Below are 16726 nucleotides of genomic sequence, written 5' to 3'. Positions count from 1 at the left end.
ATTTTCTTTAGTACTTAGTGTTCAATTTTTTGTAGAAGGCAAAGTTATTAATTTTGATCGAATCAGAGGCCAAATGCAGCGAATCTTTTAGCGAAGTCGGAGGCCAAGCGGTCTTAGGAAGACAATAGAGAGGGACAACTCCTTGGCTCACAGAACGACATGGCTACGATCCGACTTATTTTCTTTAGTACTTAGTGTTCAATTTTTTGTAGAAGGCAAAGTTATTAATTTTGATCGAATCAGAGGCCAAATGCAGCGAATCTTTTAGCGAGGGAAGATAAATACTAATCCGAGCGACAAAGTCTGACTTCCCTGGATCTTTGAAGAAGTATACCTGTCGTATAAACCGACTCCAGTGATAGCTGTGTTCATATAACGATTTACCTTAGCGGTAAGCGCAATATCTAAACGATGATTGATGTAGCCAAAGTTGTCGTAAGGAACAAAAGCCATATATTTAGATTTCAGGTTAATGTTTTTGAAAATGTCTTTATCATAGTTCATCACCACCTGGAAAGCTAGCTCATTAATCATTTTAGAGCCAATAGGCACACCGAAATTATTGTTTTTGTCATTATGGATAGTGGTGTCCAAAACAAAGGTTTGTCGGGCTGTACCTGTACCTATACGGGTAGAAAAGAAAGGATTAGGCTTATATTCAAAACCTATGGATTCGGTTAAATATCCTGGCGACATAAATCTTGACAGCATGGCACCCCGTACCTCCTGCCCGTTCCTGGTTTCATAACTATAACCTGCATCAAACTGCGACTCAAAATTAATCGATCCAAAGAAGTACCAGTTTTTTGATAACTGTATGGCGGCTTTATTATCCCAATAGATCCTATCTACTGTTTTCTTTTCCAGTTGGCCCCTATTTTTTACTTTTCCATAATTAAGTATTACCTCGCTGGTGTAACTGAGGTTTTCTTTACGGTATTCTGTTCTGTAATTTATTAAACCCGATAACGCCATGGAGTTTACTCCACCACCACTCCAGTTGTCGCTAAAAGCGGCTTGGTTTAAGTTCACGCCAACGGAGGTTTTTGTATTCCAGTAATTAATTTCTGCGTCAACCACTTTAGGGGCCAATTCTATAGGCTTATAAATTAAGGAACCTATACGTGAAGGCAGCGGGCTGTGTTTCAATTTGATCTGCAGATCCTTGGTGTCGATCGGAATGGTATCAATTTCTTGAGCCATCAGGCCTGAAATAGAAAATACTAGTAATACTGTGTAAAAACCTTTCATTAATACAAATTAAACAAAAATGTTTCTTATCAATGGCCTAAAAGTTAACAAATACGCTATTCAGGGTTTAACTCCTCTATTTCTGGCTTAGGTAGTCTTTGCAAACGCAGGGCTGCGGGGTTTCTTTTATAAGCTTTATAGTTGTTTTTGATAAAGACAACGAATGCGTAATCTGATGCGGCAAGCACAAATTCATACGTTGGCCTGTACTGTTGCATAAAGTCTTCCAGCTCGAAATCCTTAATTCCTAGGGTACGCTGAACGTAGTCTGGCCGAAACCTGTAGTCGATAAGCTGTTCGCGATAGTCTTTTTCTAGTATACCCTGCAGCCGCCGGGCGTTAGCGCCTTTACGACTAAGCAGGTTATAGATGGCGTCTATACCAAGGCCTACGCCATTGCTACCCAGGTTGAGTAGGTCTTTAGAGCTTCCCTGGTCAAGCGCATACTTATATTCCTTAAGATTTTTTTGTTTTTGTTCTTCAGGACTAATCAGGCTCCCCACAATCTTCACTTCTCTAAGCCTGATTGACAACGGATTTAGTTGGAAATAAACAGAGTTCTGGCCTTTGTAAACCATCGTATCGATCGCATATCCCGGCAATGCTGCAAATAAGGTATCTCCTTTTTTTGCCCTAATGGTGAATTCACCTTTCGTGGTGTTGAATAAGCCATCGTCTGTGCGTGAATTATAAATGTAGACCTTAGCCAGGCGTTGTTTACTGCTTTTGTCAATTACAAAACCCTGAAATGTCTTTTCTTGAGAAAAAGCACTGCTGGCGAGCAATATAAAAAGAAAAAAGAGTCCTCTAATTTTCATGTTGCAGGTAAAAGTATCAATAAGCCTCTTGTCGAACCTAAATTAACATTATTTAACGACCAGAAGTTCCTGTCCAATTTTTATACCTGTATCTGGCAGGTTATTTAACAAGCGCAATTCGTCAGTGGTTAGGTTAAACCGTTTGGCCACATTATACAAAGTGTCTCCTTTTTTAACGGTGTAGCGTCCATTGGAGGTTGTTTTATCCGTGGGAGAATCTGAAATATCATTTGCCACAATAATTTGATTTGAGGTTGGGGTACTTACCGGGGCAAACTTTTCCTTCTCCTTTGGAATATTTTTATTGATATCAGCGAAAACGCGGTCCTCCCTCAGAAATTTTTCTTGTTCGGTTTCCGGTTGGTCATACTGGTTAAGTTTATAGCGGTTAATCAAGTTGATTAGTAACTCCGGGTATTTAGGGTTCGTGGCATATCCAGCCTGTTTAAGGCCGTATGCCCAATTTTTATAGTCATTTTTATCCAGTTCGAACAAAAAACTATACCGCTTGCGTTTTAAAAATTCGGAGTGGTCTCTGTAGGATTCCCGAGCATCTTTATATACCCTAAAACAATCGTTTTTTGCATCATCATCTTTATAGTAACCCTTTCCTTTCCATTCAGATGTACATTTAATGCCAAAATGATTGTTGGCATATTTTGCCAGGCTGCTATTTCCATTGGCAGATTCCAAGATACCCTGAGCCAGGATAATACTGGCCGGAATACCTGATGAATTCATTTGTTCAATGGCAACTCCCTTAAAAGATTCGATATAACTAAGGGTAGAATAGCTTTCGTAATTTGGATTGGCTTTAGAGGCCTGTTTCTCGATCTGCCTGTTGTTTTTAGTGTATTGCCTGGATTTGCAAGATGCTAGAAAAACAATCAGGAGCAGGGGGAGCAAGGTCTTATTGGTCATTATTTTACTTGATCTTATGAAGGGGTAATACTGTATTTAAATATTGACTGGTTTTACTCATTGTAGTTGTTGGAGTCGGTTTACTTAACTGACGGGGCGTATGGTCATATTTAAACAATTCATACTTTTTAATGAGGGCAATGACTTTTGTTGGCCAAAGGCTGCTTTGGGCATATCCACCACGCTGGATGCCTTTAACCCAGGCAACGTAATCATCTTCATCATATTTATCGAAGAGGTGATTGTAAGCAGATTTACGCTGTATAAATCCGACAAAATGGTCATAAGAGTCTTGAACTGAAGCATATCCTTTATATGCCGATTTAATCTTGGTGCTGGAGTTTTTACCTTTTACACCAAAGTGGTTGTTCAGGTTGCGGGCGATTTTACTGGTGCCCGCGGCGGATTCATGAATAGCGACTGCAAGAATAACACTAGCCGGAATTCCATTTTCTCTCATGAGAGTTTGTGCATAAGCCACATTTTGGTTGATGTAATGGAGCGTGGTTTGAGCGTGGGCTGCTGCTGCTGTGAACAACAGGCCAATCCAGATAAACATTAGCTTTTTGATCATTTTATTTTTTTCTTATGATGAATAATCCGTCTCTTACGGGTAATATCAATTTCTCTACCCGGTCGTCTGCTGCTATCTTGTCATTAAATGTAATTATATTTCTGGTATCTTTATCTTGTTGATTACCAAGAACTTTTCCACTCCAGAGCACGTTGTCCACAATCACTATTCCACCCGGCCTGATTTTGTTGAAAACCAAATCGTAGTAAGTTCCATTGTTTTTTTTATCCGCATCAATAAAAACGAGGTCAAATATCTCGTCAAGGGTGTTTACAGTTTCCGTGGCATCACCAAGAATGTAATTAATGCGCTCATTATAACTGGATTGTGCAAAGTTCTTCCGCACCATATCTTCCAGTTCTTTGTTGATATCTAAAGTGTAGATAAGGCCATCCGATCGTAAGCCTTCTGCTAAACAGAGGGTGGCATACCCGGTAAAAGTACCAATTTCCAAAATTCTTCTCGGATTAACCAATTTGCTCAGCATGCTTAACACCCGGCCCTGGTAATGGCCGGATAACATACGTGGCATTAAAACCTTAAGGTTGGTTTCCCTGTCAATCTGTTGCAATAAATCACTTTCAGGCTCACAATACCGTAATAATAATTGCTGCAGGTCGTCATTAATTATACTCATAGGCTTATTGTAAACGTTGTTCCTGCATGAAATATTGTAAGATAATAGTTGCAGCGATCGTATCTACACGATCTTTGTTCCTGCGGTCCTGCTTTTTTAGTCCGCTATTCATGATCGTTTCCTGTGCTAATTTGGAGGTAAAACGCTCATCTACCCAGTATTGAGGGATATGTGGAAAGTTCTTTTTCAAGGTTGTTGAAAAACCTTTTACGTGCTGTGCAGAATCCGATGGTGTGCCATCCATTTGAATGGGATTTCCAATTACAAAGGCTTCCACCTGCTCAGTTAAGAGGTACTTTTTAAGATAGTCCAGTATTTCCTTGGGGTGTATTGTATCCAGTCCGGTTGCAATAATTTGCAAAGGATCAGTAACGGCAACCCCGATACGCTTGGTACCATAATCGAATGCGATAATACGTGCCATTCTACAAATATGCGAAACCATATTAAAAATTTAGTATTTTGCACCAAATGCGATTCAAAGAGATCATCGGACAAGAGACCATAAAAAGGCAATTAATTCAAACAGTTGCCGAGAATAGAGTGAGTCATGCGCAGTTGTTTCTTTCTTGCCCAGGTAGTGGCGCCTTACCTTTGGCGATCGCTTATGCCCAGTACCTGAACTGTCTTCAGAAATCGGCGAACGATAGCTGCGGTCAATGCTCTTCCTGCCGCAAGTACGAACGTTACATCCATCCCGACTTACATTTTTCCTATCCCTTTTTCGCTTCCAAAGATGTTAAAATTGCTGTTGACGTGCTCGACCATTGGCGTAAAATGCTTCTTAACGATCCGTATTTTGACATGGATATCTGGCGCTCAAAACTTCAGGCCGAGAATAAACAGGCTAATATCAACATCGCAGAATGTCATGATATCATCAAGAAACTAAGTTACAAAGCCTTCGAAGGGGAGACCAAAGTGTTGATCATGTGGCTTCCGGAGTACCTTGAGAAGGAAGGTAACGCCTTGTTAAAAATTATCGAAGAACCACCAAAGAACACGTTGTTTATATTGGTGGCTAATAATCAGGATCAGATCTTATCCACGTTGTTGTCGAGAACGCAAATCGTTAAAATTCCTAAATTACCAGATGCTACCATTGAAAGTTACCTCAGGGAAAACTATGGCCTTAGCGAACAGCAAGCTATTGAATATAGCTTTCTTGCCGATGGTAATTTAATAGAGGCAAAAATGCTGGTCGAAAATGCACAAAATGACCATGCTGAAAAGTTTGCTGAATGGTTAAGGATGGGTTATGGCAATAAAGTACTAGATCTTTCCGCTTTTGTTGACCAGGCTGCCGGCTGGGGCAGGGAAAACCAGAAGAATTTTTTAAAATATGGCATTAGTTTCCTCAGGGAATGCTGTTTGTTGCTTAGCGGCGCCGAGGAGCTGGTAAAACTGCCTGCGAGGACCTTAGAAACAGCCAGGAAATTATCGGCACATGTGCTAAATCTAAATATGGCAGAAGCCATTATCACCGAATTGGAACAGGCACATTATCATATCGAAAGGAATGCAAATCCAAAAATTCTCTTTTTAGATGTATCTTTACAATTGGTTAAAATAATTAAATTTAAAACGCTCCCGAAAGGGACTCAATATATATATAGTTAATATGGGATGTGGAAGTTGTTCAACAGGTGGCGGATGTGCCCCTGCGGGCTGCAAAAGTAATGGCAATTGCCTTACCGGTGGCTGCCAGAAATTAGAAGTTTACGATTGGCTGTCGAATTTAGACATGCCCTCCAATTATATACCATTTCAGGTAGTAGAAGTTAAATTCAAAGGTGCCAGAAAGGAATTCTTTTTAAACAATGATAATATCTACCTCGAAATCGGGGAATTAGTTGCCGTTGAAGGCCCTACAGGGGGTTACGATATTGGTCACGTGTCTCTTACAGGAGAACTGGTAAGGACGCAAATGAAACGTCGCAAGACTTCTTTAGATCAGGTTACAAGAAAGATTTATCGTAAAGCTTCAGATGCTGATGTAGAGAAATGGAAGTTAGCGAAGGATATGGAATGGGAGACGATGCATAAAGCGCGTAAACTAGCCTTAGACTTGCGGTTATCTATGAAAATTAGTGATGTCGATTATCAGGGCGACAAAACTAAGGCTACGTTTTACTATACAGCCGAAGGACGGGTTGATTTCAGGGAACTGATTAAAAAAATGGCAGAAACCTTCAGAATCCGGATTGAAATGCGCCAGATTGGAATGCGCCAGGAAGCGGGTAGATTAGGCGGTATTGGCTCATGTGGCCGTGAACTATGCTGCTCTACATGGTTAACTAATTTTAAAACCGTTTCTACAGCTGCCGCTCGCTATCAGAACTTATCATTAAACACTTTAAAGCTTGCCGGACAATGCGGTAAACTGAAGTGCTGTTTAAATTATGAGCTGGACACTTACCTGGATGCTTTAAAAGATATTCCAGATCGTATCGAAAGCCTTCAAACGGCTATAGGCGTAGCACGTCATCAAAAGACAGATATCTTTAAAAAATTAATGTGGTTTAGTTATGCTAACGCAGAAGACTGGATTCCGTTGAAGGTAGACCGCGTTAAAGAAATTATGGCCATGAACAAACGTGGTCAGAAACCGGATAACCTCAAATCAGAAGCCCAAGAGCTGGCGGAAAGTGTAGTGGTAGAGAAAGTCCATGATTACGAAAATGTTGTCGGACAGGATAGCTTAACCCGATTGGACGAGAAAAGAGCTAAACAAAACCGAAACAACAGGAATCCTAACCAGCGCAACCAGGCCAATGCTGGGCGTGCAGAGCGTGGGCCACGTCCACATCAGCCACGAAAAGCAGCTGATCACACCAAAAAATCAGATGCGGTAAAAAACACTGCAGAAACGACCAAGAGACCCCCACAGGCGAGAAAGGTCATTGATGAAAACAAAAAGCCCATAGAAGGCCAGGTTGCACCAGCAGCGGGAAGTAAGAATAAAAATAGAAACAACCGCAGGCGAAATAGCCGGACTGGTGACCGTCCGGCCGACAAACAAGGAGATAAACCAACGGATAAACCAAAAAATGATTAAAGTTAAATTCCTGGTTATTGCGTCTGTACTACTGAATTTTGGTTTTTGGAGTGGATGTAAAACAGACAATATTGCTGACGTCAATGTCTCGATGCCTAAGCATCGCTGGAGTTATATAAATAAAATTGTTACTGTTGTCGACATAAAAGATCATACCAAAGTGTATGATCTTTTCTTTAAACTCCGTCATACAGCGGCTTATCGCTATTCAAATATCTATATCCTGTTCCAGGTGAAAGGACCAGGAAAAACCAGCACTACGCGCAGGTATGAATATAAGTTAGGTACGGCAGATGGTAAATGGTTCGGCGCTGGTTCAGGCGACTTATATATGTATACACTGCCCTTACTCACCAACTATAAGTTTCCGGAATCCGGAAAATACACTTTCGTTATCGAACAAAGTATGTTAGATAATCCGTTGCACCATATTAGTGATGCCGGTTTGTTAGTTCAGCTACATGAAGGTGTAAACTAATCGTAATTATATACTTATAATAGTGGCATTAACTGCTCTAATGCCATTCCTCTTGAGCCTTTTAGTAAAATTAAATGATCATTCAGGGGCATAGTCTTCACAAATACAGCAGCTTCTATAGCAGTATTAAAAAACAGTCCTGCATATCGGTCTTTGTAAGCGTAAAAGTTTGTACCGATAAAAATAAGTTGATCAATTTCGGCAGTGGCAGCTATTTGAATAATTAACTCATGCTGTGCTGAAGCTTCCTCTCCAAGTTCAAACATGTCACCTAATATTGCCGTCTTATTTGCTGCCACCAGTGCACCAAGGTTGTTAATGGCTGCTGACATGCTGCTCGGGTTGGCATTATAGAAATCGCAAATTAAAGTATTACGTTCTGTTTTAGTAAGTTGGGAACGATTGTTGTTCGGATAATATTCGGTCAGGCCTTTGATAATACGCAACGGACTAACATCGAAATAAACACCAATACAAACTGCTGCCAGGCTATTCTCAAAGTTATATGCACCAGTTAGATTTACTTGCGTTAAATAGGTATACTGCCCAGCCGACCAGTTAAAGGAGACGTAAGGGTCTGCTTTGACCAACTCACCGTATAAGTCATCTTCTTTATTTGTTCCATAGTAAATCACTTTCCGTAAATTAGCAGAGGTACTCATTTCCATCAAATGATGGTTGTTCCGGTTTATAAAAGCAGTTCCACCTGTAGATTTAATATAAGTATATAATTCAGATTTACCTTTTTTAACGCCTTCGAAGCCCCCAAATCCGTCTAAATGTGCCATTCCAACATTGGTAATTAATCCGTGTGTAGGTTGGGCAATGGTACATAAAAAGGCAATCTCCTGCTGGTGGTTAGCACCCATTTCTATAACTGCAATTTGCGTATCAAGGCTAATGGATAAAACCGATAGCGGTACCCCAATGTGGTTATTTAAATTACCATGTGTAGCAAAAACTGAATATTTCTGGGCCAAAACCGCTTTAATCAACTCCTTTGTAGTGGTTTTACCATTGCTGCCGGTCAGTCCAATTACCGGTATTTTTAATTGTTTACGGTGGTGTTTCGCCAGTTCCTGTAAGGTGGTCAGCACATCATCCACTAAAATGCAACGCTCATCTACTTTGTACGCTTCTTCATCAATAACCGCATAGGCAGCGCCATTTTCCAAAGCTTTTTCGGCAAAGGTATTGGCATTAAAGTGATCTCCTTTTAATGCAAAAAACAGACAGTCGTTACTGATATTTCTGGTGTCAGTAGAAATAGTCGGGTTTGCAAGGTAAAGCTGGTAAAGTGCTTGGATGTCTGACATGTTAGAAAATATTTTCATTTGTGCTGGTAAAATTACACTATGCGTTACAAACAAAAAATATTCTTTAGTATTTTGGCTGTTTAAATATCTTTATGAAGCGATTTTTACTCTCTTTTTTATTGTTTGCCGGAATTTACTCCACTCAGGCACAAACCAAATCTCCGGACGACTATTTAGGATACCCATTAGGGAGCCGTTTTACAAGTCACCAGAAAGTGGTCGACTATTTCCAGTATGTCGCTTCAGCACATCCGGAAATTAAGATAGAGCGATACGGAAAGACCTACGAAGGTAGGGAACTCCTGGTCGCCATTGTTTCTTCAAAAGCGAATATGGACCGGCTCGAAGAAATCCGCCAGAATAACCTGGCGCTAAGCAATGGGAAAAGTAATGGTAATTTAAACAAGCAACCAGCCATCCTGTGGTTAAGTTATAACGTACATGGAAACGAAGCCAGTTCTACTGAAACGGCTATGAAAATGATCCATACATTGGCCACGGGCACCACGAGCAATGTAAAACAGTGGCTTGAGAATACAGTTGTGATCATTGACCCCTGTTTAAATCCTGATGGCAGGGACCGTTATGTAAACTTCTTCAATTCCGTTTCTGGAGTTATCCCTGATCCAAACCCATCTGCCAGAGAGCACCAGGAGCCTTGGCCAAGAGGTAGGGCCAATCACTATTATTTTGACCTTAATCGCGATTGGGCATGGCAAACGCAAGTGGAAACACAGGGCCGTATTGCTCTGTACCAGCAATGGATGCCTGAGGTTCATGTCGATTTTCATGAACAAAGCTACAACTCACCCTATTATTTTGCGCCTGCTGCCGAGCCTGTGCACGAAAGCTTAAGCAAGTGGCAACGTGATTTCCAGGTAACGATAGGTAAAAACAATGCGAAATACTTTGATGAGCAAGGGTGGCAGTATTTTACCAAGGAGAATTTTGATTTGCTGTACCCATCTTACGGTGATACCTATCCTTTGTATAATGGGGCCATTGGCATGACTTACGAGCAAGGCGGTATAAATGCTGGTTTAGCTATTCTCACCGCCGATGGTGAAATCTTAACCCTAAAAGACCGTATCGACCACCACTTTACCACGGGTTTGGCTACATTAGAAACTGTTTCTAACCATTCATCAAAGATTGTAGATGAATTTAGATTGTTTTTTGAAGAACGCATCGCCACCCCTCCTGGCCAATACAAAACTTATGTAATCAAAGGCACACAGTTAAGCCGCCAGAAAAAACTTGCTGATTTATTACGTAAAAATGGTATCCAGTTCTCTTATGGCGGCGATCGTAATTTAAGCGGTTTCGACTTCGATACTCAAAAAAAGAAAAGCTTCAGGCTAGAACGAAATGATTTGGTGATTAACCTGCAGCAGCCAAAAGCTACCCTTATCAACGTATTGTTTGAACCTCATACCATGGTTTCTGATTCCAATACTTACGACATCACTGCCTGGGCTATGCCATATGCTTTTGGGCTGGAGGCCTATGCATTAAAAGAATCGTTAAATGGAAAATATCCTGCTCTAGAAGAAAAGAGCCTTTTATCTGATCAGGTGGCTTTACCTTATGCATGGGCTTTTTCATGGAACTCCATAGACGATGCTAAACTGCTGATCAAACTGCAACAGGAAAGATTGAAGATTCGTATTGCCGATCAGGCTTTCAGTAGTGGTGGTAAAGACTACCAGGCAGGCACATTGTTGATCTATAGAAGAGAAAATGAGCAAAACGGTGTTAAAGTAGCTGAAAGAATAAATGCGCTAAGCAAACAGACAGGTATCAATATAAATGCCATTACCACTGGTTTTGTAGAAAAAGGTAAGGACTTCGGATCTTCGGTATATCCCTTATTAAAACTACCAAAAGTAGCGGTGGTAACAGGCCCGGAAACGTCCTCCATTGCCGTTGGTGAAATCTGGCATTTCTTTGAGGAGGAACTTAAGTACCCTGTTACCATGCTCACCTTACAGGGGTTAAGAAACCTCAACATTGCAGAAACTAATGTTTTAATTTTGCCTAGCGGCTTTTACCCTACAGATATGGACCAAAAACTAGCCAGCTGGGTAGAACAGGGTGGTAAACTCATCCTGATGGAAAATGCAATTAATGCCGTTGCAGGGAAAAAACCTTTCAATATCAAGACTAAAGAATTTGTAAAGGAAGAAAACAGCAATAACAGAGTGTATGCAGATAAAGATAAAGGTAACTTTAATAATGCCATTCCTGGTGCTATTTTTAAAGTAAAACTTGATCAAACACATCCGTTAACATTAGGTTTAGACAGGTATTATGCCCTGGTTACAGACGATGTAATTTATGAGCCGCTCACCGAAGGATGGAACGTAGGTTTACTTACATCTGGATCTTACCTTACGGGTATTGCGGGTAAAAATGTTCAGAAGAAAATGGACAGTGGACTTTTGTATGGCGTGCAGCCTTTGGGCCGCGGTACGGTGATTTACCTCGCTACTAACGTAATGTTTCGTCAATTCTGGGAGAGCGGTAAGCAACTTTTTACGAATGCTGTTTTCCTTGTTAACCAATAAATAATTGGGAAACACCTTAATTTGTATTGAGTTGTTTCTCAATTAATTATAGTTTGATGCCTACAATATTTTTAATTTATTTTAAAAAAATAGTTCTTGTTTTAAATTTTTTGTAGTGGTAAATTAGATAGGTTAATTATCTAATACTTAACACTATGAAAAAACAGCTACACTGTTTGTTAGTTCTATTACTCTTTACTACTTCTGTAATAGCGCAGGAACGAACAATAACCGGACGAGTTACCGGGCAAGAAGACGGCTTACCCATTCCCGGGGCCAGTATCAGAATCACCGGCGCACAACGTGGTGGTACTTTAACAGATAGTGAAGGGCGATACGTGATCGCTGTACCTGAAGGCGCAACCGGCCTGGAAGTTTCCTCTGTTGGCTATACAACCCAAAGGATCACGCTAACTACCGCAAACCAATACAATGTAAGTTTGCAAAGTGACTCCCGAACCCTTGGGGAAGTGGTGGTCACCGCACAGGCCATCAGAAGAGAAAAACGTACCCTAGGGTACTCGGCACCTACCATCAGCAGTGCCGAACTTACACAAGGAGAAAACCCTAGTGTCATTAACTCCCTTAGTGGTCGCGTTGCCGGGGTAAATATTACGACAACCTCTAATACCCCAGGAAGTTCATCGCGCGTGGTATTACGTGGTGGGTCATCCATTTCCGGTAATAACCAGGCTTTACTTGTAGTTGATGGTGTTCCAATTGACAACTCCAGTGTAATTGGAGGGGCCTCTACATTATCTAGTGTCGATTTCGGTAACCGTGGAAATGATATCAATCCTGATGATATTGCTTCGGTAACCGTTTTAAAAGGTCCTGCTGCTGCGGCTTTATACGGATCGAGGGCATCAAATGGGGCCTTAATTATCACTACCAAAACAGGCTCCAAAGGCTCACAAAAAACACAAATCACTTTTACCAGTTCTAATGCAGCTTCATCACTCCTCAAGCTGCCCGGTTTACAGAACGAATATGGGCAAGGTTATTATGATGAAATTTCGGAGGATGGTACAGAGGCCACTTATATTAATGATCCAAAAGAAAACTGGAGTTGGGGCGCACCTTTTACGGGTGCAATGCAGGAATGGGGACAAATGATCAACGGCGTACGCCTGTCAAAACCCTATTCTGCACTCAAAGACAATATTAAAGACTTCTTTAACACGGGTTTCTCCAGTGATAATAACCTGAGTTTTTCTGGAGGGGGTGAAAAGACTACTTTCTATCTTGGCTTAAACTCTTTAAATTCCAACAGCGTTTTCCCGGGCAATAAGGATGTTTACAACAAGTATAATGTACGTTTTAATGGTAGTGCGGAGTTTGACAATAACTTTAGCGCCGGTATCTCCTTTAATTACACCAATATCAAAGCCAATCAGGTTGCCGGCGGGCAAGGCGGGGGGTCAATTTATAACAATGTATTGCAAACGCCACGCGATATTCCCGTTGACAAAATGAGCGACCTCAACAACCCTTACTATGGCTATGGTAACGTGGTGATCAACGGGGTTAAACGTGAAGACCTGTATGGCTTTTATGGTGCTTATAACATGAACCCTTATTACCTGTTGGAAAACTACGATAACTTCGACGATGTAAACCGAATTACCGGAAATTTCAATATAGGTTACAAACCTTTAGAATGGCTAAACATTACTGAACGTTTGGGCTTGGATTTCTATTCAGACCGCAGGCGATTTTTAAATCCTAAATACAATTTTCTCCCAGCTGATGAAGCGGGAAACTATACCAGCTTTAATCGGCAAACCGATAATGGATCGTATGAAATCGATCAGTTCAATGTTAATGAAGTAGTCCATGATTTAATGATCACAGCTACCCATAAATTCAACGAAGATATTGAAGGGTCACTGATGATTGGTAACAATATCCGTCAACGTTCAACTAATAGCAATCAAACCGCTACCAACGCCACCGGTGGCCTCGTCGTTCCAGGCTATTACAACCTTGCCAACAGCAATGGTCCGGTAAATGTGATTTTGGATAATTATACCAGGAGAAGGCTTGTTGGTCTTTATGCCGACTTAAACGTGTCGTATAAAAATATGTTGTTCGTACAGGTAACTGCACGTAATGATTGGTCCTCTACATTACCAACGGCAAATAACTCCTTCTTTTACCCTAGTGTAAGCGCATCCTTTTTATTCTCGGAATTACTTAAAGAATCTACCATCAGTAATTACCTTGATTATGGAAAATTAAGGTCCAGTTATGCCAAAGTAGGTAACGATACTGATCCTTACCAGCTCGTAACCACCTTTAGCAGGGCGCTTATCGACGGCGGTTTTGGAAACACCACTTTTCCTTTTGGAAGCGTTGCAGGCCTAATGGCAGGTACTACTATTGGAAATGCCGATTTGAAGCCAGAGAAAACAACTTCGTTTGAAATAGGTACAGAGTTGGGCTTTTTTAAAAGCAGGCTATCAATAGATTTCAGTTATTACACTAACAACTCGAAGAACCAAATATTAAGCATTCCTATCCCAAATTCTACAGGTTATGGATTCAGGGTTGTCAATGCAGGCGAAATAAAAAACAATGGTGTTGAACTGACCTTACGGGGCACACCATTACGCACTAGTAGTGGACTTTCTGCCGAATTATATATTACCTATACCAAAAATAACAGTGAAGTTGTAGACCTGTTGCCTGGAGTAGAACAGGTTAATCTTGGTGGTTATACTGGCATGTCGGTCGTTGCCGCGAAAGGAAGGTCTTATGGTGAATTTTATGCTGCCACTAACGCTACCGATGCAGAGGGGCGGACCATTGTTGATCCGGAAACCGGATTGCCATTAATATCCTCAACAGCAGAATACCTGGGCAGTTACAATCCAAAATACCAGGCTTCACTTGGTGCAAATATTAAATATAAAAACTTCAGCCTCGGCGTACTCTTTGACACCAAACATGGCGGGGTATTTTATTCGCGAACCCGCGACATACTTGGTTTTGTGGGTGCTTCTGAAGAGTCGGGCGGTGACCGGATTGGTGTAATTTTTCCAAATTCCGTCTATTTAGATGCTAATGGAAATAGCGTGCCCAATACCAATATACTCTATAACAAACAAGATTACTACTCCGATTTGCCTGCCGGACAGCACATCGTAGACGCAAGTTATGTGAAATTACGCAACCTTTCTTTGTCTTATACCTTTAATAAGACGCAGTTGACAAAAACTCCATTTGGTGCGTTAACCATCGGTCTTTTTGGAAACAACCTATTCATCTGGACCCCTGACTCCAACAAATTTGCCGATCCCGAAGTAAACTCTGCGGGCGCAGGTAACCTTCAGGGCTTTGATTTTACAGCTTTGCCGTCAGTTAGAAACTATGGTCTTAATTTAAAGGTATCATTTTAATTCAGCACTCCTATGAAAACACAATATCTATATCGTGCCAAAAAACTTTTTATTTTTCTTGCCATCAGTGCAGTAGGATTAACCGGCTGTAAAAAGTATTTGGATATCAATGAAAGTCCAAATAATCCTGTTACAGCAACACCCGGGTTACTATTGCCTACTGTGGAGGCCGCCATTGGACAATTGGTTGGTAATAACTTCCAAATTTTCGGCAACATGTGGGCGCAATACTGGACTCAAAGTCCTACGTCCTCACAGTACAGAAGCCTGGAGCAGTACAGTGTTACCAATTCAGCTTTTGACACCCATTGGCTGATCACCTATCGGAATGCACTTCAAAATGCGCAGCTGATTATCGACAACAACCAACCTAACAGCGAACAACTGAAAGGAATAGCCAATATACTAAAGGCCTATACTTACCAATTGGCTACTGATGCCTGGGGCGATATTCCCTTATCGGAAGCCCTGAAAGGAAGCCAGTTTTCTAGTCCGAAGTATGATAGTCAGCAAGCAGTATACGACAGTATATTTAACTATATTGACTTAGGGTTGGCTTTATTAGAAGTGCAAAATGCAACTTCAGCAGGCGATCAGGATCTTTTGTTCCGCGGCGATGTTGACCAATGGCGTGCTTTTGCCAATACGCTTAAATTAAGGGCCTATTTAAGGCTGTCGCAAGTGGATCCTGCAAGGGCCCAGGCTGGTGTTACAGCGTTGTATGCGACTAGCCCTACGTTCCTAACCGAAGATGCCCAGATTTCATACACCACCACAGGGGGCAACGAAAACCCACTATATAGCGAATTCGTAGGGTTAGGGTATACTCAAAACCTTGTCGCGAGTGCTACTGCTGTGAGACAGTTTTACCGTAATAATGATCCCAGGGTATTACAGTTATACGAGCCTATAGTAACTGATGGAAGGCCGGCTGATACCATTGCATACATTCCGCAGGGAAGTTATCGTTTAAACACCACTAAGCTGGTTTCGCCACCATCGGCGTTAGTGGCCGGAAATGCAGCTGACCCAAATTCGGCGGTAGCCCCTGTTAAATTTATCTCTGCGACAGAAAGCTTCTTCCTTCAGGCCGAAGCAGGTGCCAGGGGCTGGGCAGCCGGTGCCGACCCGGCCAACCTTTTTAGACAAGGTATAACTGCAAGTTTCGAAGCCTTTGGTATTCCAAATCAGGCTGCCGCTTATATTAGTACCGCACCAGATGCGCAATATACATCAGGATCAGATGCAATCAGACTGATTATTACCCAGAAGTACTATGCGATGTGCGGTTTCCAGGGATTTGAAGCCTGGACTGAGTGGCGACGGACAGGTTATCCTAATTTTCTGGTTGAATCTGCGGCTTCTACCCTTGGCGGCGGGCGTTTACCGTTGCGTTTTCTTTATCCGAATACTGAAATCACTACTAATCAGAATTTTCCGGGCACCGTACCCATCTACGTACCTGTCTGGTGGGACAAATAACGGCATTGCACACAAAGATTGCAATTTAATCATTAAGCACTTGCAATGCCTTTTAGGCATATAAATTGATTTTTTAGAATGCTTATTAACTATTAAAGACGGGTAACAGGTAACACATTGCCTTTGACATAAAATTAATTAACTATTATGCACTGTAACTGACTGGTAATCAGGGGACAAAAGCGTTTTTGATTTTAAATTAGGAATAGAAATTCGATACCTT

13 protein-coding genes are annotated in these 16726 nt (G+C 41.3%); 6 read left to right on the top strand and 7 right to left on the bottom strand.

Annotation, left to right across the window (positions count from 1 at the left end; translation table 11 throughout):
• Positions 1-264 precede the first annotated feature (264 nt).
• From ACR2F3_RS07335 to ruvX, 6 genes are read right to left on the bottom strand one after another with little or no spacing between them, the layout of a single operon-like run.
• Positions 265-1251 carry a DUF3078 domain-containing protein gene (locus ACR2F3_RS07335; RefSeq protein ID WP_432709332.1) on the bottom strand — a complete coding sequence of 329 codons (987 nt, stop codon included), beginning with the start codon at positions 1249-1251 and terminating at the stop codon, positions 265-267.
• A 56-nt stretch (positions 1252-1307) separates the two neighbouring features.
• On the bottom strand, positions 1308-2069 hold the full coding sequence (locus ACR2F3_RS07330; RefSeq protein ID WP_432709331.1) for a hypothetical protein: 762 nt from the start codon (positions 2067-2069) through the stop codon (positions 1308-1310).
• Positions 2070-2117: 48 nt separating this feature from the next.
• The gene (locus ACR2F3_RS07325; RefSeq protein WP_432709330.1) at positions 2118-2990 is read right to left on the bottom strand and encodes a glucosaminidase domain-containing protein; all 873 of its coding nucleotides are present in this window, start codon (positions 2988-2990) and stop codon (positions 2118-2120) included.
• 4 nt (positions 2991-2994) lie between these two features.
• Positions 2995-3564 carry a glucosaminidase domain-containing protein gene (locus tag ACR2F3_RS07320; protein ID WP_432709329.1) on the bottom strand — a complete coding sequence of 190 codons (570 nt, stop codon included), beginning with the start codon at positions 3562-3564 and terminating at the stop codon, positions 2995-2997.
• A 1-nt stretch (position 3565) separates the two neighbouring features.
• A complete protein-coding gene (locus tag ACR2F3_RS07315; protein WP_432709328.1) occupies positions 3566-4201 on the bottom strand; it encodes an O-methyltransferase in 636 nt (211 codons plus the stop codon).
• Between the two features lie 4 nt (positions 4202-4205).
• On the bottom strand, positions 4206-4625 hold the full coding sequence (gene ruvX / locus ACR2F3_RS07310) for a Holliday junction resolvase RuvX (RefSeq protein ID WP_432709327.1): 420 nt from the start codon (positions 4623-4625) through the stop codon (positions 4206-4208).
• A gap of 47 nt (positions 4626-4672) precedes the next feature.
• On the opposite strand from ruvX, the gene ACR2F3_RS07305 reads away from it, so the two are divergent.
• Genes ACR2F3_RS07305 through ACR2F3_RS07295 form a run of 3 tightly spaced genes read left to right on the top strand, consistent with a single transcriptional unit; the run spans position 4673 to position 7737 of the window.
• Positions 4673-5821, top strand: coding sequence for an ATP-binding protein (locus ACR2F3_RS07305; RefSeq protein WP_432709333.1), 1149 nt, complete (start codon positions 4673-4675; stop codon positions 5819-5821).
• A gap of 1 nt (position 5822) precedes the next feature.
• Entirely contained in the window at positions 5823-7259 is a 1437-nt protein-coding gene (locus ACR2F3_RS07300; protein WP_432709326.1) for a PSP1 domain-containing protein, read from the top strand.
• A complete protein-coding gene (locus ACR2F3_RS07295; protein ID WP_432709325.1) occupies positions 7252-7737 on the top strand; it encodes a gliding motility lipoprotein GldH in 486 nt (161 codons plus the stop codon). The genes ACR2F3_RS07300 and ACR2F3_RS07295 overlap by 8 nt, the downstream gene beginning before the upstream one ends.
• A 14-nt stretch (positions 7738-7751) precedes the next feature.
• On the opposite strand, the gene ACR2F3_RS07290 is transcribed toward ACR2F3_RS07295, so the two are convergent.
• The gene (locus ACR2F3_RS07290) at positions 7752-9053 is read right to left on the bottom strand and encodes a UDP-N-acetylmuramoyl-tripeptide--D-alanyl-D-alanine ligase (RefSeq protein ID WP_432709324.1); all 1302 of its coding nucleotides are present in this window, start codon (positions 9051-9053) and stop codon (positions 7752-7754) included.
• Between the two features lie 92 nt (positions 9054-9145).
• Here ACR2F3_RS07290 and ACR2F3_RS07285 point away from each other — a divergent pair, with 92 nt between their 5' ends.
• From ACR2F3_RS07285 to ACR2F3_RS07275, 3 genes are all read left to right on the top strand, one after another.
• Entirely contained in the window at positions 9146-11620 is a 2475-nt protein-coding gene (locus tag ACR2F3_RS07285) for a M14 metallopeptidase family protein (RefSeq protein WP_432709323.1), read from the top strand.
• 155 nt (positions 11621-11775) lie between these two features.
• On the top strand, positions 11776-15021 hold the full coding sequence (locus ACR2F3_RS07280; RefSeq protein WP_432709322.1) for a SusC/RagA family TonB-linked outer membrane protein: 3246 nt from the start codon (positions 11776-11778) through the stop codon (positions 15019-15021).
• 12 nt (positions 15022-15033) lie between these two features.
• Positions 15034-16503: a SusD/RagB family nutrient-binding outer membrane lipoprotein gene (locus ACR2F3_RS07275; protein WP_432709321.1), complete on the top strand. Its 1470-nt coding sequence runs from the start codon at positions 15034-15036 to the stop codon at positions 16501-16503.
• Positions 16504-16726 lie beyond the last annotated feature (223 nt).

Source organism: Pedobacter sp. (assembly GCF_045627485.1).
GTDB lineage: Bacteria > Bacteroidota > Bacteroidia > Sphingobacteriales > Sphingobacteriaceae > Pedobacter.
This window is presented reverse-complemented; position numbering and strand designations above follow the sequence as displayed.